23 protein-coding genes are annotated in these 22,876 nt (G+C 38.4%); 13 read left to right on the forward strand and 10 right to left on the reverse strand.

The features are described 5' to 3' along the window. Positions 1-58 precede the first annotated feature (58 nt). The gene (locus ACFW35_RS04480) at positions 59-208 is read left to right on the forward strand and encodes a hypothetical protein (RefSeq protein ID WP_251321359.1); all 150 of its coding nucleotides are present in this window, start codon (positions 59-61) and stop codon (positions 206-208) included. A gap of 39 nt (positions 209-247) precedes the next feature. On the opposite strand, the gene ACFW35_RS04485 is transcribed toward ACFW35_RS04480, so the two are convergent. Then, the gene (locus tag ACFW35_RS04485) at positions 248-1,417 is read right to left on the reverse strand and encodes a CapA family protein (RefSeq protein ID WP_425590083.1); all 1,170 of its coding nucleotides are present in this window, start codon (positions 1,415-1,417) and stop codon (positions 248-250) included. 104 nt (positions 1,418-1,521) lie between these two features. Between ACFW35_RS04485 and kynU the strand changes: the two genes are divergently transcribed. The 4 genes from kynU to ACFW35_RS04505 all read left to right on the forward strand — a co-directional run bounded on the left by kynU (position 1,522) and on the right by ACFW35_RS04505 (position 5,279). Next, positions 1,522-2,793, forward strand: coding sequence for a kynureninase (gene kynU, locus ACFW35_RS04490; RefSeq protein ID WP_379844066.1), 1,272 nt, complete (start codon positions 1,522-1,524; stop codon positions 2,791-2,793). Positions 2,794-2,807: 14 nt separating this feature from the next. Continuing rightward, a complete protein-coding gene (gene kynB, locus ACFW35_RS04495) occupies positions 2,808-3,431 on the forward strand; it encodes an arylformamidase (protein WP_379844067.1) in 624 nt (207 codons plus the stop codon). A gap of 407 nt (positions 3,432-3,838) precedes the next feature. After that, positions 3,839-4,144 (forward strand): hypothetical protein, encoded by a 306-nt coding sequence (locus ACFW35_RS04500; protein WP_379844069.1) that lies wholly within the window; start codon positions 3,839-3,841, stop codon positions 4,142-4,144. A 7-nt stretch (positions 4,145-4,151) separates the two neighbouring features. Beyond that, positions 4,152-5,279 carry a conserved virulence factor C family protein gene (locus ACFW35_RS04505; protein WP_379844070.1) on the forward strand — a complete coding sequence of 376 codons (1,128 nt, stop codon included), beginning with the start codon at positions 4,152-4,154 and terminating at the stop codon, positions 5,277-5,279. 122 nt (positions 5,280-5,401) lie between these two features. On the opposite strand, the gene ACFW35_RS04510 is transcribed toward ACFW35_RS04505, so the two are convergent. From ACFW35_RS04510 to ACFW35_RS04525, 4 genes are read right to left on the reverse strand one after another with little or no spacing between them, the layout of a single operon-like run. Beyond that, positions 5,402-6,466, reverse strand: a complete 1,065-nt coding sequence (locus ACFW35_RS04510) for a Ger(x)C family spore germination protein (RefSeq protein ID WP_379844072.1) — start codon at positions 6,464-6,466, stop codon at positions 5,402-5,404. Then, positions 6,463-7,569, reverse strand: coding sequence for a GerAB/ArcD/ProY family transporter (locus ACFW35_RS04515; RefSeq protein ID WP_379844073.1), 1,107 nt, complete (start codon positions 7,567-7,569; stop codon positions 6,463-6,465). The genes ACFW35_RS04510 and ACFW35_RS04515 overlap by 4 nt, the downstream gene beginning before the upstream one ends. Further along, a complete protein-coding gene (locus ACFW35_RS04520; RefSeq protein ID WP_379844075.1) occupies positions 7,556-9,037 on the reverse strand; it encodes a spore germination protein in 1,482 nt (493 codons plus the stop codon). The genes ACFW35_RS04515 and ACFW35_RS04520 overlap by 14 nt, the downstream gene beginning before the upstream one ends. Further along, positions 9,034-9,897, reverse strand: a complete 864-nt coding sequence (locus ACFW35_RS04525; RefSeq protein ID WP_379844076.1) for an alpha/beta fold hydrolase — start codon at positions 9,895-9,897, stop codon at positions 9,034-9,036. Before ACFW35_RS04525 ends, ACFW35_RS04520 begins: the two co-directional genes overlap by 4 nt. Positions 9,898-10,122: 225 nt before the next feature. Between ACFW35_RS04525 and ACFW35_RS04530 the strand changes: the two genes are divergently transcribed. From ACFW35_RS04530 to yugI, 4 genes are all read left to right on the forward strand, one after another. Next, positions 10,123-10,275, forward strand: a complete 153-nt coding sequence (locus ACFW35_RS04530) for a sporulation protein YjcZ (protein ID WP_379844078.1) — start codon at positions 10,123-10,125, stop codon at positions 10,273-10,275. A 759-nt stretch (positions 10,276-11,034) separates the two neighbouring features. Then, positions 11,035-12,417: a class II fumarate hydratase gene (locus ACFW35_RS04535; protein ID WP_379844079.1), complete on the forward strand. Its 1,383-nt coding sequence runs from the start codon at positions 11,035-11,037 to the stop codon at positions 12,415-12,417. A gap of 498 nt (positions 12,418-12,915) precedes the next feature. After that, the gene (gene asnB / locus ACFW35_RS04540) at positions 12,916-14,832 is read left to right on the forward strand and encodes an asparagine synthase (glutamine-hydrolyzing) (RefSeq protein ID WP_379844081.1); all 1,917 of its coding nucleotides are present in this window, start codon (positions 12,916-12,918) and stop codon (positions 14,830-14,832) included. A 78-nt stretch (positions 14,833-14,910) separates the two neighbouring features. Next, complete coding sequence (yugI, locus tag ACFW35_RS04545) at positions 14,911-15,333, forward strand: S1 domain-containing post-transcriptional regulator GSP13 (protein ID WP_379844082.1); 423 nt, start codon at positions 14,911-14,913, stop codon at positions 15,331-15,333. 59 nt (positions 15,334-15,392) lie between these two features. Here yugI and ACFW35_RS04550 read toward each other — a convergent pair whose 3' ends face one another. Continuing rightward, positions 15,393-15,629, reverse strand: coding sequence for a DUF378 domain-containing protein (locus ACFW35_RS04550; protein ID WP_066292112.1), 237 nt, complete (start codon positions 15,627-15,629; stop codon positions 15,393-15,395). Between the two features lie 197 nt (positions 15,630-15,826). Between ACFW35_RS04550 and ACFW35_RS04555 the strand changes: the two genes are divergently transcribed. From ACFW35_RS04555 to ACFW35_RS04565, 3 genes are all read left to right on the forward strand, one after another. Continuing rightward, positions 15,827-16,990 carry an iron-containing alcohol dehydrogenase gene (locus ACFW35_RS04555; protein WP_379835449.1) on the forward strand — a complete coding sequence of 388 codons (1,164 nt, stop codon included), beginning with the start codon at positions 15,827-15,829 and terminating at the stop codon, positions 16,988-16,990. A gap of 147 nt (positions 16,991-17,137) precedes the next feature. Further along, the gene (locus tag ACFW35_RS04560; protein ID WP_379844084.1) at positions 17,138-18,487 is read left to right on the forward strand and encodes a glucose-6-phosphate isomerase; all 1,350 of its coding nucleotides are present in this window, start codon (positions 17,138-17,140) and stop codon (positions 18,485-18,487) included. A 125-nt stretch (positions 18,488-18,612) separates the two neighbouring features. Beyond that, entirely contained in the window at positions 18,613-19,017 is a 405-nt protein-coding gene (locus ACFW35_RS04565) for a YugN-like family protein (protein WP_379844085.1), read from the forward strand. A gap of 26 nt (positions 19,018-19,043) precedes the next feature. Here ACFW35_RS04565 and ACFW35_RS04570 read toward each other — a convergent pair whose 3' ends face one another. The 3 genes from ACFW35_RS04570 to ACFW35_RS04580 form a co-directional block, all read right to left on the reverse strand. Beyond that, positions 19,044-19,817, reverse strand: coding sequence for a potassium channel family protein (locus ACFW35_RS04570; RefSeq protein ID WP_379844087.1), 774 nt, complete (start codon positions 19,815-19,817; stop codon positions 19,044-19,046). Between the two features lie 106 nt (positions 19,818-19,923). Next, positions 19,924-21,456 carry an anti-sigma factor domain-containing protein gene (locus ACFW35_RS04575; protein ID WP_379844088.1) on the reverse strand — a complete coding sequence of 511 codons (1,533 nt, stop codon included), beginning with the start codon at positions 21,454-21,456 and terminating at the stop codon, positions 19,924-19,926. After that, the gene (locus ACFW35_RS04580; protein WP_379844090.1) at positions 21,456-21,884 is read right to left on the reverse strand and encodes a hypothetical protein; all 429 of its coding nucleotides are present in this window, start codon (positions 21,882-21,884) and stop codon (positions 21,456-21,458) included. Before ACFW35_RS04580 ends, ACFW35_RS04575 begins: the two co-directional genes overlap by 1 nt. Positions 21,885-22,023: 139 nt before the next feature. Between ACFW35_RS04580 and ACFW35_RS04585 the strand changes: the two genes are divergently transcribed. After that, positions 22,024-22,335, forward strand: a complete 312-nt coding sequence (locus tag ACFW35_RS04585; protein ID WP_379844092.1) for a protein mistic — start codon at positions 22,024-22,026, stop codon at positions 22,333-22,335. A 123-nt stretch (positions 22,336-22,458) separates the two neighbouring features. Here the strand turns inward: ACFW35_RS04585 and ACFW35_RS04590 are convergent, their stop codons facing one another. Beyond that, positions 22,459-22,809, reverse strand: coding sequence for a hypothetical protein (locus tag ACFW35_RS04590; RefSeq protein WP_379844093.1), 351 nt, complete (start codon positions 22,807-22,809; stop codon positions 22,459-22,461). Positions 22,810-22,876: the final 67 nt, after the last annotated feature.

Consider the following 22,876-nt stretch of genomic DNA (forward strand, 5'->3'; position numbering starts at 1 on the left):
GCGTCACCTTTTAATTTTTAAGAAAGTACACATCCTACTGGTAAGGAGGGATATTATTATGGCGAAAAGAAAACATGCTTTAGATGCAGCGGCTAAAAACAATCAGACACCTACAGAAAGTATGACAAACGTAGAGTTTTCAGATGAAAAATTTGCAGACGAAATTCCAAAAAGAGATACACAAAGTCCGCGTTCTAAAGGAAAATAAGTAAAAGCTGGCTCACATCTGAGCCAGCTTTTCTGTTTTTTATTCAAAGAAATTCAGTTCAGGTACCCATTGTTTCATGTGTGCCTTAATCTCGTCGTATGATTTTTTCATTTCAGGCAGATCTTTCATGGGGTGAATAACGAAAGAACGATCCACATAAGTCGGCTGGAATTTAGGTTCCACCAGACCGATTGTGGTTTCTTCTCCTTTTACATGTTTTGTTACCGTGAGTTGAACGATGCCGCCTATATCTTTATAGTTCCTTCTTTGTCCAGATAGAAAATTCCCTAATGAATAGGTAACAAACGTCTTTGACCCGTCACTTGCCGTTTCCCATTTCACTGGCTGAAGGACGTGTGGATGATGTCCGATGATAATGTCACCGCCAGCTTCTGTGACAACATTAACAATCTCCTTTTGAAAATCATTTGGCATTCTTTCATATTCATTGCCAAAATGCAGAGACACAACCGATACATCTGACAAACCTTTGGCTCTTTGTATGTCATTTTTAATTTTTTCTGCTTCGATTAAATTCACAAGATGATCTTTTCCGGCAGGGACAGGTATTCCGTTAGTCCCATATGTATAGCTTAAAAAGGAAACCGTGATATCATTCTTTTTCATGATCCTGATGTTCTGTTGATCGTCCTGTGAAACATATGCTCCTGTATACATCATATCAATTTCGTTCCAATAATTTAACGCGCTTAGAATAATTTTTTCGCCGCGGTCAAGTGTATGGTTGTTCGCTAGTGTAACAAGATCAACACCATTTTCTTTTAATGCATCACCCACTTCGTGAGGAGAATTAAAAGATGGGTAAGAAGATAAACCAAATTGTGTACCGCCAATCATAGTCTCCTGGTTAGCCATTGTAATATCAGGCTGTGTCAGATAAGGTTTTACCGGTACAAAGTTTGGATTGAAATTATATGCGCCGGATTGCTGTTTGGCTTTATTATAAACGGTGTCATGAATTAAAATATCACCGACAGCTGCGAGTGTAAGGCTTGTTGTTTTTTCGACGGGCTTTTCAACTGCTGGTCCAGGCTCTGTTTGTTTCGGCATGGCTGTATTTTCTAGCTTGGGTGCCTTTCTCTCTTCTATCGCCTGTAAATCTGCGTTATTATACATATATAAGAGTGCAATGGTAATAAAGAAAACGGAAATTATTCCGGAAAACCACAAATAACGTTTCACTGGCAACCCCCCTTCGCTCTATCATAATGGAAGATGAGGGGAAAAGTATATGTCTTTTTACCTTGTGTTGAAAACGGTTACAAGAACTAGTTGCAGGAGGAAATTATAAGATGACTCAAATTACAGCGGAAACAGTAGAACTTTTGGATCAGAATGATGAACTAGCTTCATTTAAAAACGAGTTTTATGTAAAAAATGATTCGATATACTTAGATGGAAATTCCTTAGGTCTCTTATCAAGACGAGCTGAACAGTCTTTATTGGATGTTCTTAATGATTGGAAAGAGCAAGGAATCGACGGCTGGATGGGTGGTAAATACCCTTGGTTCACACTGAGTGAACAGTTAGCTGAAAAGTTAGCAGTACTAGTAGGTGCAGAAGCGAAAGAAGTAATCGTTACCGGATCAACAACAGTAAACCTGCATCAGCTGGCAGCCACATTTTTCGAGCCGCAACCAGGCAAGACAAAGATTTTAGCAGATGAGCTGACTTTTCCGTCAGATATTTATGCACTTCAAAGCCAGCTGAAGCTGAAAGGGCTTAACCCTGAAACAGAACTGGTTCAAGTTAAGAGCAAGAACGGTATGACTTTGGAGGAGCAGGATATCATTGATGCGATGACAGATGATGTTGCTCTAATCGTGTTGCCTTCCGTTCTATACCGCAGTGGCCAACTGCTTGATATGGAACGTTTGACTAAAGAGGCGCACAAACGAAATATTCCGATTGGATTTGATCTTTGTCATTCAATTGGTGCGATCTCTCATGAATTATCCAAATGGGGCGTGGATTTCGCTTTATGGTGCAACTATAAATATGTAAATGCAGGACCTGGAGGAGTAGGCGGTATTTATGTGAACAAAAAGCATTTCACAAAAACACCTGGACTTTCCGGATGGTTCGGAAGTAAAAAAGAATCGCAGTTTGATATGGACCATACATTTGACGCTGAAGAATCTGCTGGCGGATTTCAAATCGGTACACCGCATATGCTCAGTACTGCTCCATTAATCGGTTCGCTTTCAATCTTCGAAGAAGCGAAGATTGAAAGGATCAGAAGTAAATCATTAAAACTTACAACATTGTTAATGGATCTGCTGGACCAAGAGCTAAAAGATGTTTTTAAAGTAGTAAATCCATTAGATGATGCAAGACGAGGCGGACATGTGGCGTTAATGCATAACGATGCAGCCAGAATCTGTAAAGCTTTGAAAGATAATGGCATCGTGCCTGACTTCCGTGCTCCTAATGTGATCCGTCTTGCTCCAGTAGCTCTTTATAATTCATTCCGTGATGTATATGATGCTGTGCACATTTTAGCTAAAATAATGAACACACGTGAATACGAGAAATATGAAAATAAACGGGAAGTCATTGCATAAGGAGATTCGGAAAAGTGAAGATATTTGATATTTCTATGCCGTTATATAATGGTGTTCCTGGCTGGTCAGGAGACACTCCTTATGCATTTGACCTGGCTTGGACGAAGGAACAATCGGGTTCAGTTAACGTTGGCAGACTTGAGATGAGTACTCATACTGGCACACATGTCGATGCTCCTTTTCATTTTGACAATGAAGGGAAAAGAGTCATCGACCTGCCTCTTGATCTATACACAGGTCCCTCTTTGGTGATTGATGTGACAGGTGCTTTGGAGATTACAATTGAAAGTATGGAGGGGAAAATAAAAAACGGCACAAAACGTGTGATTTTTAAAACGAATTGCTGGAGTGACCGTACCATTTTCCCGGAAAAAATCGTACCTGTATCTCCCGAAGTGGTTCCTTTTTTAAAACAACATGGAGTAGGTTTGATCGGAGTGGACATGCCGTCAGTCGATCCCCTTGACAGCAAGGAACTGCAGGCACATCATGCGCTTCATCAGCATAACATTCATATTTTAGAAGGATTGGTGCTTGATGAAGTTTCAGAAGGGGAGTATGAACTGATGGCGCTGCCCCTTCCGTTACAAGATGGAGATGGCAGCCCTGTTCGCGCCATTCTCAAAGAAATGAGTTAATCTTTAAGGCTCTTCTCTCAAAAAGATTGTTTTTCACAAACTTTGTTGCTTTTGGAAGTGGTTGATTTCCGTTACAGGATGCTCGCTTTCCGCGGGGCGTGCAGGTTGCCTCCTCGGCGCTTTGTGCCCTTAGGAGTCTCACCTGTCCCGCTAATCCCGCAGGACAAGGAAGGCTCCGGCAGCTTTAAATCGCACGAAGAAAATGTGAAGTTCATTTTCGAGGAGTCTCGCACCTTCCACTCCAATCAACTTGTCAATGAAGAGAATGAAACAAAGTGAGCCAAAAGCAAGCCTTCTTTAAAAACAAACACATCTTTATGTGTTTGTTTTTTATGTTTAACAGCATTTTTTGAGATTTAGGTGGATGTTCCTTATAATAGGAATGAGATGCTTATTGGAGGAAAACTATGTTCAAGTATGGTTTTACAAATTATTTTGAAGGAAAACTGAACTTCACTGGTTATGAAATTAATCAGGTAGGCCCATGGTTAAATGTTTATATTTCATTTGATATTGAAAATTTGGAAATTCTGCCTGAAGGATTAAACGATCCAAGTGCCCTTGCAGTATATGATAAAGACGGTGAGCTTCAGGAAATCATCGCACATGATGAAGGCGTGGATTGTGAGTACAAGTTTACGGATAGAGAAAAAGAGCAGATTACAAGCTATTTAGAGTCAATAAATGAAAAACAGTTAATAAAAGGGGAGTGAATGATAATTGAAGATTACAGGAATTGAACCAACGCCAAGCCCGAACTCCATGAAAATAAATTTAGATGAGACACTGCCAGGAACAGAGCGCCACAATTATACAAAAGACAATGCTCAGAACGCACCTGAATTTATTCAGGAAATCTTGAAAGTAGAAGGGGTAAAGAGCATCTATCATGTTGCTGACTTTATGGCTCTCGACCGGAATCCCCGTTCGAAATGGGAAGATATTTTAGCCGGAGTACGGAAAGTATTTGGACAGGAAGAAGAACCGGCTGCAGAACAAAGTGAGGAAAAGGAAGATGAAATCACTGAAATTACAGTTCTTATTCAAATGTTCCGCGGACTGCCGATGCAGATTAAGCTTAAGACAGAAAAAGAAGAAAAACGTGTTGGACTGCCAGAACGTTTTGCAAAAGCAGCACTTAAAGCGCAGGATTCTTCAGATAACCTTGTAATGGAGCGTAAATGGGAAGAGCAAGGTGTTCGTTATGGAACATTTGAGCAAGTAGGAAATGAAGTAGCAGAAGAACTGTCAGCCGTTTATCCTCAAGAACGACTTGATCAGTTAGTGGAACAAGCGTATTGCTCGAATAGTGAAAAAGAAATTGAGGAAGAGAACGTTTCAACTTCTGAAGTAGCTGAGAAGCTCCGTGACAGTGATTGGCAAACGCGGTATGCGGCACTCGAAAGAATGAATCCGACACTAGATGATGTAATGGTTTTGAAACAAGCTTTAAAGGATGAAAAGCCATCCATCAGACGTCTAGCAGTTGTCTATTTAGGAATGATTGAAGATGAAGCTGTTCTCCCATTATTGTATCTTGCCTTGCAGGACAAAAATGTGTCTGTAAGACGAACAGCAGGTGATGCCTTGTCCGATCTGGGCAATCCAAAGGCCATTCCAGTAATGTGTGATGCACTCTCTGATAAAAACAAATTAGTAAGATGGCGTGCAGCACGTTTTCTTTTTGAAGTTGGTGATGAAACAGCAGTTCCGGCATTAAAAGCTGCCCAAGATGACCCGGAATTTGAAGTAGCTTTACAAGTTAAAATAGCTTTAGAGCGCATTCAAAGCGGTGAGGAAGCAGCAGGAACGGTTTGGCAGCAGATGACAAAGAGCCGTGAACAATAAATTTCTATAAAAGTAAAGGGGCTGACTCTAAAGTAAAAAACTTATGAAGTCAGCCTCTTATTTGAAACATAAAATAATCCGGGCTGCCAAAAGTCAGTTTACCTGACTTTTGGAACAACCCCTTATTGAGATATCCCGGATTCCGAAATTTTAAGGTTATATACAACATTGATATCCGTATCTTGGTATTGATCATGCCATTTTTTAGAATTGAATCCCCTTGTTTGTGAACGCACATGTTCACCAATACCGAGTGGATCTATATTTAGTTCTTGAAATTTACGTGTTAATTCTCGGGCTTTATGTTCGAGTTCGTTTTTTATGTTTTTTTCAATCCCTTTTACTACTTTTGGATCACCCGCATTAACCTTTGTATACTCAGTTAAGCGGCCTTTTACATCTACAATGATCATAACTTTTTGATGAGGTTTCTTTATAATTTTATAGTGCAATTTACTTTTTAGAATTTCAAGATTGCCTTTGTATTCTTTTGTAGAAAACTGGAAACTTCCTTCGTTAAAATTTTGAAACAAGGTCTTGAAAATCAGGACTTGATGTTCATTTATTGTTCCAACCATCTTATCTTTGTTAAAAAGAGCAAGACCCATAATTTTAACTGCCTCATTCTTCTTTGATAAATATGGCATCACAGGATCCATACAATCTGCAAAAAAAGCGTATAGAAACGTATGGAAATTTAAATACGGCAGATTAGAATAGTTTTCATTTTGTTTAATCATATTGCTGAAATAGTTGCCACCCAAATTTGTATTACCATAATCATCGGATAAAACACTTTCTGTACTTTGTTTAGTGATACCCAGATAAATGGCTCTTCCTACACCGGGATCTCTCTGCAATGTATCCAGTGTTTCCATGATTCCTTCTCGGGCAAGTTTCTCGCTAAATAACACCGTATTTAATTTTCCTATAAAGATAGGTCTCGCGGTCATTTCATTTAGTTCGTTTCTAATTTCTTTTGACGTTTCGCCAGACGCAGATAAGTATTTCATTTTAAAGGTTTGTTCATTTATAAATATCGGATAATTGATTGTACCTTTAATTTCATTGTCTTTTGATGCTTTATCAAACCCAAGTGTCCTTACGATTGTAATGTCATCCAGAACTTCACTTTCTGCACATCCACTTAATAAGAAACACATAAAAAGGAGAATTACTTTTTTCATTTGTTTGCTCCTTTTTTAAAAGTACTTATTATAAAAAGCAGCGGTATATAGGCATAAAACAAATAATATCCGATTTTTCCTGTATAGTTATTAAGTTCATCTACCTGAAAACGGGTTGTGAAAAATGCAGGAGCAAGAAATAAAATAAGAGAAACGGGAATTACGGATAATCTGATCTTAATATCAAACACCCTGTTTAATCCGCGGCAAGAAGCCCAAAGTGCCAGTGCCAGATTGATGAGGATAACAATACCGAAAAATGAAATCCCTATATATTCAAATCGCTCGATAAAAGGAAAGGTAACGATCTTCCATTCTTGAAGAGTCGGCCACGTTAACCCCTGCAGCTGCTTCGGACTGAAATACATCAGTGTTGAAATGGTTGTAATAAGATAAATAACCGTGGTAGATGCTGAACCATAATGAGCCCATTTTTGTGCTTTTTTTGGATTTTGAATATGAGGATAATAGGCAAGTAAATATTCAAAGCCAATAAAACTTAAAACCATCACTTTAAACGCCTGATAAAAATCACCTAACTCATGATCGAGAAAAGGCATTAGATTGATTACATGTCCATGTTTTATAGGGAAGTAGTGAGTAAACAAAATCCATATTGTTAATACAAAGCTAAAAAATGCGATACCGGTTATTACACGAAATCCCTTTGTTATGATGTAATAGGTCATAACTGTGAAAAACAAAGAAAGTGTCCATGTCGGAATACCTGGAAACATCCAGTTTTGAACGGCTTCGATAAACGTGCGAAGGACTACAACTGCTGTAGTTAGGTAATACAGGGAAAGCAATATACTTAGGGGCAGGGACAGCCATTTTCCAAAGAATTGATGGTGGATATTAAATATATCCCCCCCATGCTTGTTCAGAATGGAAAACATCATCCAAATAACTAGATGGATGCCTAAACCTCCTGCAATAACAACTAGCCAGCTGTCTTGATTAACAAACTTCGCTATATATCTAACAAAACCAAGGATTCCAACTCCGATTTGTGCACCAATAACTAAAAAGAAAACGAGTTCTGGTGCGATTTTGGCATTTTCATGAACTTGAGGCGGAAATTTACTTTTATTCAAATTCATCAATATCCCTCTTTTTCCACCAGCTAATTTTTCTTTTTTCTTTGACCTTTAATTGTTTAGGTCTTTCTTTTTGCACATAAAAGGGCAATCTTACAAACGAATCCTTCCAATCAGAAAGTCTTGGAGGATATATAGGAGCAAGGTATGGTCTTCCTAATGAAGTTAAAGCCAATAAATGTGAAATTATCATCATCAGTCCCAGGGTTAAACTTAGGAGTCCCCAAAACCCTGAAAGAATAATCATCGGAAAACGAACAAGCCGGATCGCATTGCTCATTCGATATACAGGAGTCGTAAAGGAAGCAAGTGCTGATAAAGCGACAATGATTAAAAGAACGTTACTAGTTAAACCTGCTTCAACAGAGGCTGTTCCAATTACGATCCCCCCAACGATACCGATCGTTTGTCCGACTTTTGTTGGCAAACGAGCACCAGCTTCCCTTAATAATTCTATGGTTAATTCCAAGAACAAGGCTTCAAGAACAGGAGGAAAAGGGATGTCTGTCCTGGAAGTGGTCAGCGTTGATAATAGGTCATCCGGTATCAATTCAGGGTGATAGGTGATTACTGAAACATATAAAGGTGTAGAGAAAATTGAAAAAAATACGGCAAACATTCTCATTAAGCGGAAAAGAGAAGCAATATGCCATGATAAAAAGTAATCATCAAATGCCGAAAAGAATTCTAAGATCGATACAGGTCCATAAACACCATGGGGAGAACCCTGCGTTATAAATGCAACCTTGCCTTCTATTAAGGATGCTACAATTCTGTCAGGTCTTTCTGTATCGATGAATTGCGGAAAGATAGACATTTTATTGTCTTCGATCATTTGGATCAAATAAGAGCTGTCTAAAATGTGATCATATTCAATTCCAGCTAACCGCTTTTTCAGTGTCTTAACATTTTCTTCGTTTGCGATATCTTTTAAGTAAAGAACAGCGACCTTCGTTTTAGTACGTAAGCCGATTTCAATAAGCTCAATTTGCAAAGCAGAGGTAGGTAGCCTTTTTTGAATCAATACCAAGTTTGTTTCTAGATCCTCATTAAAAGCTTCTTTTGGACCGACTACACTAAATTCTACTTCAGGTACACTTATGGCCCTGACGGTTTGTTCCTTCATTAGGTGAACGAAAATCATCCCTGTAGATGAACGTTTCTTTAGTGCGACACATCCCTGCAGAACCATGGCATTAATCGTTTTTTTATCAGGGTTTTCATTCCAATGTTTATTTCCAAATGGAAGCTGCTCATACATTTCTTTGCTTGAAAGCTCTTTATGGTCTTGTAAGAAACGAAGCACCTCTTTATTAAAGCGTTCTTGTGAGATCAAAGACTCGATATAACCAGATGTCCAATCCGAAATACCAGTTTCTTGCCAAAGGATATTGTTATCTAACTGTTTATTTTCTTTTTTTTCTGCAATGGGGTGGGATTTTATTGACTTTCCTGTTTTAAAGAATCTCATGGCTTTGCCCCATTTGGCTGTTCGATAAAACGAAGAATTTCTTTTGTGATCTCTTCTGGTTTTTCTTCCATGACAAGATGGCCGCATTTTTCATAGACAATGAGTTCTGCGTTTGGGAGATCGTGTTTGAGCCTATAGCCGGTTTTCAAAGGAATAACTCGGTCTTCCTTACCCCATATCATCAGTACTGGCTGAGTTACCTCTTTTAACTCTTCTGAACTCATATCCCCTTCGCGGTGTCTTAAAAGCCGGATTAAACAATTGATAAAAGCCGCTTCACTTATTGGTTTGCTGTATCCGTCGATCATTTCTTGTGTGACTAATTTTGAATCATGCAAAACTGCCAATAGGTTTTGTTTCACATCTTTTTTTTGAATCCAGCTTTTCATTCCCCATGTAAACAAAGGTAAATAAGAGCATGCGATTAAAGAACGGCTCGCTCGTTTTACATAGGAACAGCAGCCAAGAAGAATAAGCTTTTTAATCCGTTTAGGTGCTTTTCTTGCTGCATGCATGCTAATCTGACCGCCCATAGAATGACCGATTAATATCACATCTTGAATGTTAAGCTTATCTAAAAAATCAATGATTAATTGTCCATAGTTACTAAGCTTATAGATAAAACTTGTAGATTTTTCACTCTGACCGAACCCGGGCAGGTCAAGAGCAATCACTTTATATTCTTTTGTAAGATAGGGAAGTAATTTTCTGAAACTGATTGTAGATGATAAAAACCCATGAACGAGCACAATTACTTTTGCATCCGGGTTTTCATGATCGAAGTATTCGTAATAAATCTCCACATTGTTTACATTTAACCGATATCCAGGAACAAATGGATGCTGTTTATTTACGGCCATGAATTTTTACCCTCCGTCCGCAAAAATCTTATACGTAGTTTTACCAAACCTGTCTAAAGATACAAGGTGCAATTATTTCCTATAATCATAAAGGTTGTTTCATCCCGGAATTCCAGCAGTCCAATCAAAATTTGTGCGTTTGTCTCTATTCCTCTTTACATGCTTCGTACATATTTTAATAAGGAGTAAGAACGCATAAAGAAAAGAAATGAAGGAGGTAGCAGGATGGCATTTCCATATTATCCTTACTATTACCCGTATGCAGGTGGCTACGGTTATGGCGGTTATGGCTACGGTTGGATCTGGGCTGTAATAATAATCTTGTTTATTCTCATCTTGATATTTGGTGGCTGGTGGTGGTGGAACACCAGAAATTAACAGATTAAGGCTTGGAGGTAGGGTCTTCAGGCCTTTTTTTGCTTAAAGTATGAATGAAACGTCATGCGGGGATAATGAAGTAAAAAATGGAGAGATGATATGCACAGTCGTCAAACAGTCCGCTATATTTGTGAAGAGTATACTAGCGGAAACTGTTATTACTACAAAAGTGAAATTATTACACATGATAATTGGAAAAATCTTGACTCCCTTTCCTGGTCAAGGCCCCGTCCAATTTCAAAGAGAACCTTTTTGAAACAAAAAAAAGCGGGCTATAAGACAGAGCATAAGTTTATTAAAAAAGAACCTGCTGTGGTCATAGCGTTGCCTCAATTGTAAAACCGCCTTATCCATGGCGGTTTTGTTTCTGTTCAAAAGTTTGTTTTCGTATTATGTTGCTATAAGAAGCTGTTATTTCCGCTCATACGTGCTCGCTTTCAGCGGAGCGTTGTAAGGAAGATGTGTATATGAGCGAAAAAGGAAGATTTTGAGCGTACCTAGAGGTAGTTTGAGCGTAACTCGGCGTTTTTGAGCGATACTCAATGATTCTGAGCAAACGTGTAATAAAAAAAGAACACGTACCGTGAAACCTCATCAACAAAGGGACGGGAGATAGGGTCTAAATCGACGCTTCCATTTTTCGTCTGCCGCGTTAAGCCCACAGGTGTTTTTGTTAAGTAAATATTTGAAAATAGGATTACATATATTCTGTTGATGGGAATACAAGTCATAAGAGTGCTTTAAAAAGGAGTGAACGAAGTGGATAAATTCCGAATTGCTAAGGACACGTTAGGAGAAGTAAAAGTACCTGAAGATGTTTATTACGGTGCCCAGACTCAGAGAGCGGTAAATAATTTTCCTATAAGCGGTCTCAGACTGCCTTTTTCTTTTATTAAAGCACAAGCGATCATCAAAGCAAGTGCTGCCGCAGCTAATAAAGAATGCGGTGATTTAAATGCTAAAAAAGCCGACAGTATTATTCAGGCTGCTGAAGAAATTATCAATGGCCAATGGAACGAACAATTTGTTGTAGATGTTTACCAGGCGGGTGCAGGTACTTCGCAAAATATGAATGTTAATGAAGTGATCGCATCAAGAGCAGCTGAAATACTAGGAGGCAAAAAAGGTGATTTTAGTCTCGTTCATCCAAACGATGATGTAAATATGTCACAGTCTACAAATGACACAATTCCAACAGCCATACATATCTCAATTGCGGGTCAGCTATATGAAACGCTGTATCCTGCTATAGATCATTTACTAGAAGTCTTGGAAGAAAAAGAACGGGAATTCCATTCAGTTATAAAAGCAGGACGTACTCATTTGCAGGACGCTGTTCCTATCAGGCTGGGGAGTGAATTTAAAGGATATAAAGGAGCTGTTCTGTCTGTTAAAAACAGTTTAAAAGAAGCTGAAAAGTATTTATTTGAACTCGGATTAGGCGGAAACGCAGTAGGAACCGGAATTAATGCACATGAGAAGTATGCAGTTCTAGCCATAAAAGAGATTGCGAAACGGACGAACCTTCCATTCACACAGAGTGAAAACACGTATATGTTTATGCAAAATACCAATTCTGCAATCCGTATCAGCGGCCACTTGAGAGAACTAGCGGTTCATCTCATAAAAATTTCAAGTGATCTGCGTCTATTGAGCAGCGGACCAAGAACCGGGCTTGCAGAAATTACACTGCCTGCGGTCCAGCCAGGTTCCTCTATAATGCCAGGCAAAATCAATCCGGTAATTCTAGAAAATTTATATATGATTTGCGCACAGGTAATTGGAAATGATTCTTGTGTAACAACTGCTGCCATCGGAAGCCAGCTTGAAATTAATCCAATGATGCCTGTAATTGGTTATAATGTTTTGCAATCTATTACGATTATAAGCAATGGCATGAATGTATTTACGGATAAATGCTTGAAAGGAACCAGCGCGAATCAAGAAAGAATTAAAGAGTGGCTGGATCAAAGCCTTTCCCTGGTAACTGCATTAAATCCTCATATCGGATATGAAAAGGCAGCTGCAGTGGCAAAAGAAAGCTTTGAAACAGGGAAAACGTTGAAGGAACTTTTAATTGAAAAAGGATTATTCACACCGGAAGAAGCAGAACGGATTTTAGATCCCAACTCAATGATTTAATAGGCTGTTTCGTAAACATTGTTGTGATTCGAAGATATTGATTTCCGCTCCAGGTGCTCGCTTTCCGCGGGGCGTACGGTGAGCCTCCTCGGCGCTTTGCACCATAAGGAGTCTCACCTGTCCTGCTGCTCCTGCAGGACAAGGAAGGCTTTGGCAGCGTTACATCGCACGAAGAAAATTGATATTTATTTTCGAGGAGTCTCGCACCTTGCGCTCCAATCAACTAGTCAAAGAAGCGTACTCCATAAAAATGTTCAAAAGCAATGAGCCATTAATAAAATGTTGTAACTTTTTTTTGTTTTTCTCGACAAATATAGTACAGATTCCTTGTTTTTCATTTTTTTAACAAAAATGTAGTGAATAGTTAAAAATAGACGTTATAATTAAGAGGTGTTTCTCAAATAAAGGTAACTATTTAATATTTTGGAAAACCTTTTGCCTTTTTAGATACATGAAAAACTTGATATTTGAACTGCTTTATCTGGGAGGAACTTAAAAATGTGCGGCTTTATTGGATATATGTTAAATACACCTGAAACTGCTGAACAGCAGGAAACTGAAAAATTAATTGAGATGACAAACATCATTACACACAGAGGTCCGGATGATAGTGGACACTTTGTTGATCAATATGTCCGCTTTGGATTTCGCCGTTTAAGCATCATCGACTTAGAAAGCGGGAAACAGCCTTTATCATATGAAGATGATCGTTATTGGATCATTTTTAATGGAGAAATCTATAATTATGTTGAAATAAGGAAAGACCTTGAAGAAAAAGGTTTTGAGTTTAAAACACACTCTGATACTGAAGTCATACTCGCTCTTTTTAGTGAAAGACGCGAAGAGGCAATGAAAGAACTTCGAGGGATGTTCGGGTTTTTAATCTGGGATAAAGAAACGAAAGAGCTTTTTGGTGCGCGGGATCCATTTGGAATTAAGCCGTTCTTTTATTTAGAGGATGAAGAGGGTTTGTATTGTGCATCTGAAAAGAAAAGCATCACTCTTGTGAAACAAGAGCAGCAAATAGATACTGAAGCACTGCATCACTATTTAACTTATCAATTTGTTCCTGAACCGATGACTTTAACAAAAGGAATCAAGAAACTCGAACCAGGGCATTATTTTGTTAAAAAAGCAGGCAGACCTTTAAAGATCAAGTCATATTGGATGCCGAATTTCACACCAAAAGATATGACACTTGAAGAAGCTAAAGATGAAATTCGCTCTTGTTTGCGTGACTCCGTAAAAGTGCACATGCGTTCAGACGTTCCTGTAGGGGCTTTCTTATCTGGCGGGATAGATTCCAGTGCAATTGTAGCAATTGCAAGTGAACTTCATCCGTCACTGAAAACTTTTACTGTAGGATTTGAAAGAGAAGGTTTCAGTGAGATCGATGTTGCAGTACAAACAGCTGCTGCATTGAACGTTGAAAACATTCATTATTTAGTAAAACCCGATGAATTTATCAGGGAGCTCCCAAAGATAATCTGGCACATGGATGACCCTGTTGCAGATCCAGCAGCGGTTCCATTGTATTTTGTGGCTCGTGAAGCAGCAAAGCATGTGACAGTCGTATTATCAGGTGAGGGAGCAGATGAGCTTTTTGGAGGATATAACATCTATCATGAACCATACTCTTTACGTCATTTATCTTCCATGCCAAAAGGAATAACAAAAGGTCTTGCTGCGATTGCAAACGTTCTTCCTGAGGGAATTAAAGGCAAAAGTTTCTTGGAGCGGGGAAGCATGACGATTGAAGAGCGTTATATTGGAAACGCTAAGATGTTTTCAGAATTTGAAAAGAGTAAACTTCTGAAAGATTATCGGTCAGCCTATAATTATAAAAATGTGACAAAACCTTTATATGATCAAGCTGCAGCGTTTCATGATGTACACAAAATGCAATATATCGACCTTCATACATGGATGAGGGGGGATATACTCGTTAAAGCAGACAAGATGACAATGGCTCATTCATTGGAACTGCGAGTTCCATTCTTAGATAAAGAAGTGTTTAAAATTGCTTCAAGTTTACATCCTAATCTGACAGTAACAAACGGAACTACTAAATATGCCTTAAGAGAAGCTATGCAAGGTATTGTACCTGATTCAGTTCTTCACCGCAGGAAGTTAGGTTTTCCTGTTCCGATCAGGCACTGGCTGAAAAATGAAATGTTTGACTGGGCTAAACAACTGATTCTATCGAGTGATACGGATCAATATTTATATAAAGATACGGTACTTAATCTTCTTGAAGGACACCGGGCAGGAAGAGGAGATTACAGCAGAAAGATATGGACGGTACTGATGTTCATGTTATGGCACCAGATAAATATTGAGAAAAGATACAATTTCGGGAAGAACGAAATGTACAATCCTAATATAGAACAGGAATTAACATTAACTGGCCGTTAACACTCCATATATTGATTTTACTTGTACTGTATAGTTATGTTATACTTAACAGGTTAAAAAATAGTTAGGAGTGTTTTCATGAATTTTGAAGTAGGTAGCATTGTTGAAGGTAAAGTTACAGGCATTAAGCCTTTTGGTGCGTTTGTTGCATTAAATGATAATGTACAAGGTCTTGTGCATATTTCTGAAGTTTCCCATGGCTTCGTTAAAGATATTAATGACGCTTTAAGTGTTGGCGACGTTGTGTCAGTAAAGATTCTTTCTGTTGACGAAGACAGCAAGAAAATTTCACTTTCCATCCGACAAACACAAGAAGCACCAGCACCAGCACCGAAAAAAGAACGCCGTCCTGGTGGTTTCAACAACAACAACAAGAAAAGCAGCAGCAATAACAATCAAGACGCTAACAAAGGTTTCAACACTCTTGAAGCAAAGCTTAAAGACTGGTTGAAAGAGTCTACTGATCGTCAGGCTCAACTTAACAAGCGCCTTAAAAAATAATAAAAAAACCTCTCATCTCGAGAGGTTTTTTTGTACACAAAAATGATCGAATCCGAATATTAAACTCGATTATGTTCAGGAGTTCTTTCGCCGCTTAATTCTTCAGAAGGCTTAAATAATAATGTTAAACAGTACAAACCAGATAGACCAACAAGTCCGTATACGATACGAGCTAAAGCAGTGTCCTGCCCGCCGAAGATGGCTGCAACTAGATCAAACTGAAAAAATCCGATTAGCCCCCAATTTATTGCTCCAACAATCACTAATGCCAGCGCAAATCGCTGTAATCCACTCATTTCATAATTCCTCCTATTTTTTTATAAAAATGCTCTCTTATAGTGCCAAATTTTAACTTTATTTATACATTCCCGACTTCTGCAGGATAAAACAACATTTACTGACGCATCCTAAGTTTCGGTAAGCTGATTACTTTACTTTTTAAGGCTGAGTCCCACATAATACGGATTAAATGATGTAAGGAGGAGTAATTACAATGAATGAATATATATATTACAACCCTACCCGATTAGTATTCGGTAAAAATCAGATTAAGACTCTTAAAGATGAACTTGGCCGTTACGGTAAAAAAGTACTTGTTGTCTATGGCGGGGGAAGCATTAAGCGCAACGGATTATATGATGAAGTTATGAGTGAGTTAAATAAGATGGGGATGGAAGTAAGCGAGCTTTCTGGAGTAGAACCTAATCCACGGCTGTCAACTGTAAAAAAAGGCGTAGACCTCTGTAAAGAAAACAATATTGAATGCTTATTGGCAGTAGGTGGCGGAAGTGTGATCGATTGTACAAAAGCGATTGCAGCGGGAGCAAAATATGATGGAGATGTTTGGGACCTAATCACTCTAAAAGCTCAGCCTCAAGAAGCTCTTCCTTTTGGTACGGTTCTTACTTTAGCAGCTACTGGATCAGAAATGAATTCAGGATCAGTTATCACGAATTGGGAGACACAAGAGAAATATGGCTGGGGAAGCCCATTAGTATTCCCGAAATTTTCAATTTTGGACCCAACATATACTTTCTCAGTTCCAAAAGATCAAACGATTTACGGAATTGTAGATATGATGTCCCACGTATTAGAACAGTACTTTCATAATGCAGAAAATACTCCTTTGCAAGACCGTTTTGCCGAATCGATTTTATTAACGGTCATGGAAACGGCTCCTAAGCTGCTAGAAGACCTGGAAAATTACGAACTGCGTGAAACCATTCTTTACAATGGTACGATGGCGCTTAATGGAACCCTTCAAATGGGTCTTCGCGGTGACTGGGGAAGCCATAATATAGAGCATGCTGTTTCTGCTGTATATGACATTCCTCACGCTGGCGGCTTAGCCATTCTTTTCCCAAATTGGATGAGACATAACGTAGACACAAATGTGGAAAGATTTAAACAGCTTGCTGTTCGAGTATTTAATGTAGAAACAGAAGGAAAATCAGATAAAGAAGCAGCGTTGGAAGGTATTGACCGTTTATCAGCATTCTGGACATCACTGGGTGCACCAAACGCATTAGCGGATTATGATATTGACAGTTCGAAACTTGATCTTATAGCCGATAAAGCAATGGCTAGAGGTGAGTTTGGCAACTTCAGCAAGCAAAATAAAGAAGATGTATTAAACATCTTAAAAATGTCATTATAAAAGAAGGGGATGTCCCCTTCTTTTTTATGAGATAAGAAAGAATATTTCGTCTATTAGCACGAAACCGTTTACATGAATGAGGTTTCTTGATTTGCTGAGTTCCATTGTATAAAGTGAAAGAATAAATGATTGTTAGGAGGCTTACATATGACAAAAAAGCTGAGTTTTGATTATAGCAAAGCCCTTTCTTTTATTGGGCAGCATGAAGTTGATTACCTTACGGGAGCTGTTAAAACAGCACATGAGGCAATCCACGAAAAAACAGGTGCAGGCAATGATTTTTTAGGCTGGGTAGATCTGCCTGAGAACTATGACCGTGAAGAGTTCAGCCGAATCGTTAAAAGTGCTGAAAAAATTAAAAGTGATTCTGATGTTTTAATTGTTGTTGGAATCGGAGGCTCATATTTAGGAGCACGAGCAGCGATTGAAATGTTAAATCATTCTTTCTACAACCTGTTATCCAAAGAAGATCGTAAGACTCCGCAAGTTTTCTTTGCTGGACAAAACATCTCATCAACTTATGTAAAAGAGCTTTTTGATGTATTAAAGGATAAAGATGTTTCTGTAAATGTTATCTCTAAATCTGGTACTACAACAGAACCGGCGATCGCGTTCCGTATCTTTAGAAAGTTCTTAGAAGAAAAATACGGAAAAGAAGAAGCACGCAAGCGTATTTATGCAACAACAGATAAAGCGCAAGGTGCATTAAAAACATTAGCTAACGAAGAAGGCTATGAATCATTCGTTATTCCTGACGATGTTGGTGGACGTTATTCTGTTTTAACAGCTGTCGGACTATTACCGATCGCTGTAAGCGGAGTTAACATTGAGGAAATGATGAATGGTGCTAAAGATGCATCCGTTGATTTCAACAATCCAAACCTTGCAGAAAACATTGCCTACCAGTATGCTGCTGTTCGAAATGCACTATATAACAAGGGTAAGACGATTGAGCTCATGGTAAACTATGAGCCAGGGCTCCACTACGTTTCTGAATGGTGGAAACAGCTTTATGGCGAAAGTGAAGGTAAGGATTACAAAGGAATTTATCCTGCGTCTGTGGACTTCACAACTGATTTGCATTCAATGGGACAATACGTTCAAGAAGGACGCCGTGACCTATTTGAAACAGTACTTTATGTTGATTCAGCACGTGAAGAGTTACCGATTGAGGAAGATGATCAAAACTTGGACAAACTGAATTTCCTAGCAGGTCAAACAATGGATTTTGTTAATAAGAAAGCTTTCCAAGGCACACTTCTTGCGCATACAGACGGCGGAGTTCCTAACTTAATCGTGAATATTCCAGAAATGTCACCATACCATTTTGGTTACATGGTTTATTTCTTTGAAAAAGCATGTGCGGTCAGCGGATATCTTTTAGGAGTGAATCCATTTGATCAGCCAGGTGTAGAAGCATACAAGAAAAATATGTTTGCCCTTTTAGGCAAACCTGGATTTGAAAAAGAAAAAGAAGAGCTTGAGAAGCGTCTTTAAGAAACAGAAGTCTGGTCAAACGGCCAGGCTTTTTTGTTTGGGCAAGCAAGCAGAATTAACGAAGGATCTTATAATCTATCTATGATTTGGAAAGGCTAAACAATAGAATAAGAAGGAGGGTGAACATGAAACCGATAAAAAGCAAACTTGAAAACCAAATGATTGAATTGAATGAAGCGGAAGACGTTCTCAAAAGCATGGGTTTTTCTTACGGAGGCAACTGGGATTATGACCATGGCTATTTTGATTACAAACTCGATGATGAAGAAGGGTACACATTTTTAAGAATCCCATTTAAGGCTGTTGAAGGGGAACTTGATAAAAGAGATACTACTGTTCAAATGGGTGAGCCATTTTTATTAGCACATAAATATCAGATTGGTCTTGATGATCATGCAGGAGCGGGGAACTTATCCGGGAGTGTAAATCAATTTTCAGAGCCGCAGGACCCGGATTCTACTATTGATAAAAAGTGGATCGGCATCGCAAAAGAACTCGTTCAAAAAGCTGAAGCACAGTTATTAAAATAAAAAATAGATGGGCATTATTTGCCTATCTATTTTTGTGTGAGTTTATTATTTAAGCTATTGACCATTTCATTAGCAGCCAGGTTTGAAGTTTGGATAATATAATCGGCTCCAGCCCGTTTTGCATTAGCTGATTGTTCAGAAGTGAGTATTTCAGCATGTATCAGAACTCGTTCATTAAGCCCTCTGGCAGTTAGTATTGAAATAATAGTATTCATGTCAGCATTAGATTCTTTCAGGTTGTCATCAGCTGTTATAAGTACAATTTGTGCTTTTTGAATATTCGCTTTCATCCATATTTGATCTTCACTCGCTTTTCCTTGAACAAAATGGACCCTTTCTTGATATAATGGATTCGATTTTAGCGAATCATCAATGAGAACAATTTCAGAGGCTTCTTTACTTTCCATAATGGCATAGATCGTGTTGCGTGCACGTTCGTTCCATCCAACAACGATAAAATGATCTTTATTATTGTACATATTTTTCCCCTCAAAAAAGCGATTTTCTTTCTTTACTACAGCACTCGCAAAATGAACCGTTGAAAAAGCCAAAAAAGACCCGCCTAAAAATACAAGGAGGATTGCGAGCAATCTAACCTTAAATGTGTACGGTGCATAATCACCATAACCTACAGTTCCAGCAGTGATGACTGCCCAGTAAAAAGCCTCAAATATAGTCGGGAAAGTCTTTTTTTCTAAGAAGTGTGCTAAAACAGCGCTCGAATACAAGATAAGCATGAGAATGATGCCCAGTCTAACCAGCATAGGCAGTCTTAAATAAGTATGATAAATTCTGAGCATATGCACTCTCCTCCTATTATCACTATTGCCAAAACAGATGGGGAATTATACGGATTATACGGAGGAAAACAAAGAAAACTCCGGATAATCTCCGGAGTTTTAAGCATTATGAAGCTTTTTGTGTGCCGATATCAGCATGGTTTTCAGCTGAATCAACTTCTTTTTCACAATAGGTGTTCTTAGTAATTATTTGGTCTTTTACCGCTGCACCTTTCAATTCTTCAGTGGAAGCAATCAAAGGCTGGTTTTGTAGTAATGAATGATTTTGATTTATAATAGCTGATGCCTGTTTCTTTAAATCTTCTTTTAATAGATTAGAATCACTTTCGATTTTCACTGTAATAATCAAATTATCTATGATGATTTCAATGTAAATCCATTCTTTTGATTCGGGTTCTTCAGAAGGATCAGGTTCTGAAATAACTGGTTCCTCTGAATCAGAGGGAGGTGGATCGGCTTTAGGCTTTTCTTCTTTCGGTTTCTCTTCTTTAGGCTTTTCCTCTTTTGGTTTTTCTTCCTTTGGTTTTTCCTCTTTTGGATGTGTAACTGCTGGCATTTCTTTAGGCGGAATCTGTGCTGCGTTATCCTTTTCAGGTACCGCTGCTGTTAAAGGCGGATTTTTATGCTTGTCCTCCTCTTTTTCCGCTGCATGTTCTTGGTTTTTCTCTTCTTTTTTAGGTTCTGCGGCAATGACAGAATGAGTATTCTGAGGTTTCGCTGACCTTTCTTTACGAGTATTCTTTACTTTTTCTTGCACTGGAACAGCTGGTTTTTCTTTTTCTGCTTTTTCCTCTTCTTCCTTATCATCTAGGATTGGAAGCGGAGGCTCGTATACTTGATTTTTTTCTTCTTTTTTAGTCGAAGCTGAAATTTCATCATTTTCTTCTAAAAGTTCTTTAATCGGTCCAACTTTCTCAGATATCTCTTCAATGGTTTGACCTGCAACCTCTTTTGCGCTAATTTTAATGCCGGATTTCTTGGCTGCTGTATAAATTGCATAATGGCCTGGTGATATATTCATTTTTTTAGCTTTTTCACGCTCTTTAGAACTCATAACAATTGTTGTCATTTCAACTGATTTCTTTTTTGCAGTCTTTGTCATGACTTCATTGACTCGTTCCTTCATTTCTTTTTCCTTATTCTCTGGGATATCTTCAGAAAGAGTTGTGGTAATGAGCACTTCCTCTTTGGTTTTTAAATATCCGAGATCTTCACAAGCTTCAAATATAAGATTGGTCACATATCCAATCTCTTTTTCCTTCCATTCACCCATATGTTCAAGAACAGTGTCGCCTTGCTCATTGAAAGAGAAGATCTCGAGAACCTGCATGTCTTCGTTTATCTTTAATTCCAGACTCGGATCCATATTCATCCCGACATATGCATAAGCTCCCTCTCCTGACATTGGAGATAATACTTGAAAGAACAAAAGAAAAATGGCCAATGCTGCAGCGGTTCCTGTTTTCCAGTTAATAAATACAGAGAAGATAGAATCTTTCTTTTCTTTAAGAACAGGAATCGAGATTTCTTGTCCAACCGTATAAGCAGGATTCGTATTTTTTATCTTCTTAAATTCTCCGCCTTCAGCCAGAACGATGAGGTGACGGCTGTTCACTTCTACAATAATCGCTTTGTTCATTAGTGTTTTCCTCCCGTGCCCGGCACATATTGCATCAACACTTGATAGTTTTCTATGAAAATCAATGTTAGTGCGGTTATGTATTCACGCTGCCTTTTCATGGTGAGTTTTTGACGCTGTGATTTTTCATCATGAAGAAGGGGCAAACGTTTCCATGTTAAAAAGTAGTTTCTCATCTCAGGATCTGCCGCAATTTCTTCTGCAACTTGAATCGCTTGAAGTCTATTTTCAAGTTCTTTAGGTGTACTTGCTGCCAATTGGCTAAATTCAATTCCGAAATCCTTTAGTCGGCTTTTAAAATGAGAGATCTCTATAACAGGGTCTGGATCTGCAGCTTTCTTACACAGACCTGCCGCTGTTTCTGCGGACTGAGCTTCAAGTACAGGCTGCAGGGATTTGTGTTTTCTGTTAAACCACCGGCGAATCAACTTTACCCCTCCTTCCTTCACATTTCACATATGTAAAATAATATATTTCGAGATAATAATAACCAAATTATTATAGTATACTTTTGCCTGAAAAAATAGTGAAAAAAGTCACGCCTCTCGAATGTTAGGAAGTTTGATAGTGAAAAGAGATGGAGAAACTGATGAGTGGGTGATAAACGTGAAATATAGTAAAGAAGACCGTGAAAAATACAGTGATGCCATCGATCGTATGCAAGAAGGTCTGGACAGCATGATTGATTTATATAACGAAGCAGAAGATGATAAAGATCTTATTCAATATGAGGAAGATGTTATCTCTGCTATTAAGCGAGCAAAAGAAACCTTCGGAAGCGACTTCATCGATCAAAAGATCAATACCATCGTCAAAGAAGTTCTCTCACTGATGCAGGGGGGACAGACCCCGGGTCTGTCCCCAGACAAAGACAAATAGCAGTTTTGTTCTTATGGAGCGCACACACTTACAATGACAACTTGGTAGCAGAAACGACAAAAAAACGCTTTATGTTTACCCATAAGGCGTTTTTTTGTAGGTCTGTAAACAAACAGGGAAGTATTAAAAAATGTGCATCACAATCGGAAACATGTTCCAGCAAATCCAAAGGGTTAAAACAAATAGTAAGGATACGGGAATGGAAACAGTATATTGTACCCATGCAGGCATGTTTTTACTAAGCTGCCAAAGCTTCCGGATTACAAGAGTAAAGACCGGCAGTGCGAGAAGAAGAAAGAATAACTGCACCCAGAAAACGTAAGTTGTTGTGTCTGGTTTTAACGAAAGAAAGCCTATTATAAACGTTATAGCAATGACCCCATAAACTGGCCATGCGATTTGTTTAAACCGCAATGAATCTTCTTTTGTTAATAGATAAAAAGCTGCTAAACATACAATTGTAAAAAGGAACATTCATAAAACCTCCGTTATGTTGTTTTTATTAAACTATTAACTCCTTATGTATTTCATGCTCTATCTT

Origin of the sequence: Fictibacillus sp. NPDC058756 (assembly GCF_042746035.1) — a bacterium.
GTDB lineage: Bacteria > Bacillota > Bacilli > Bacillales > Fictibacillaceae > Fictibacillus.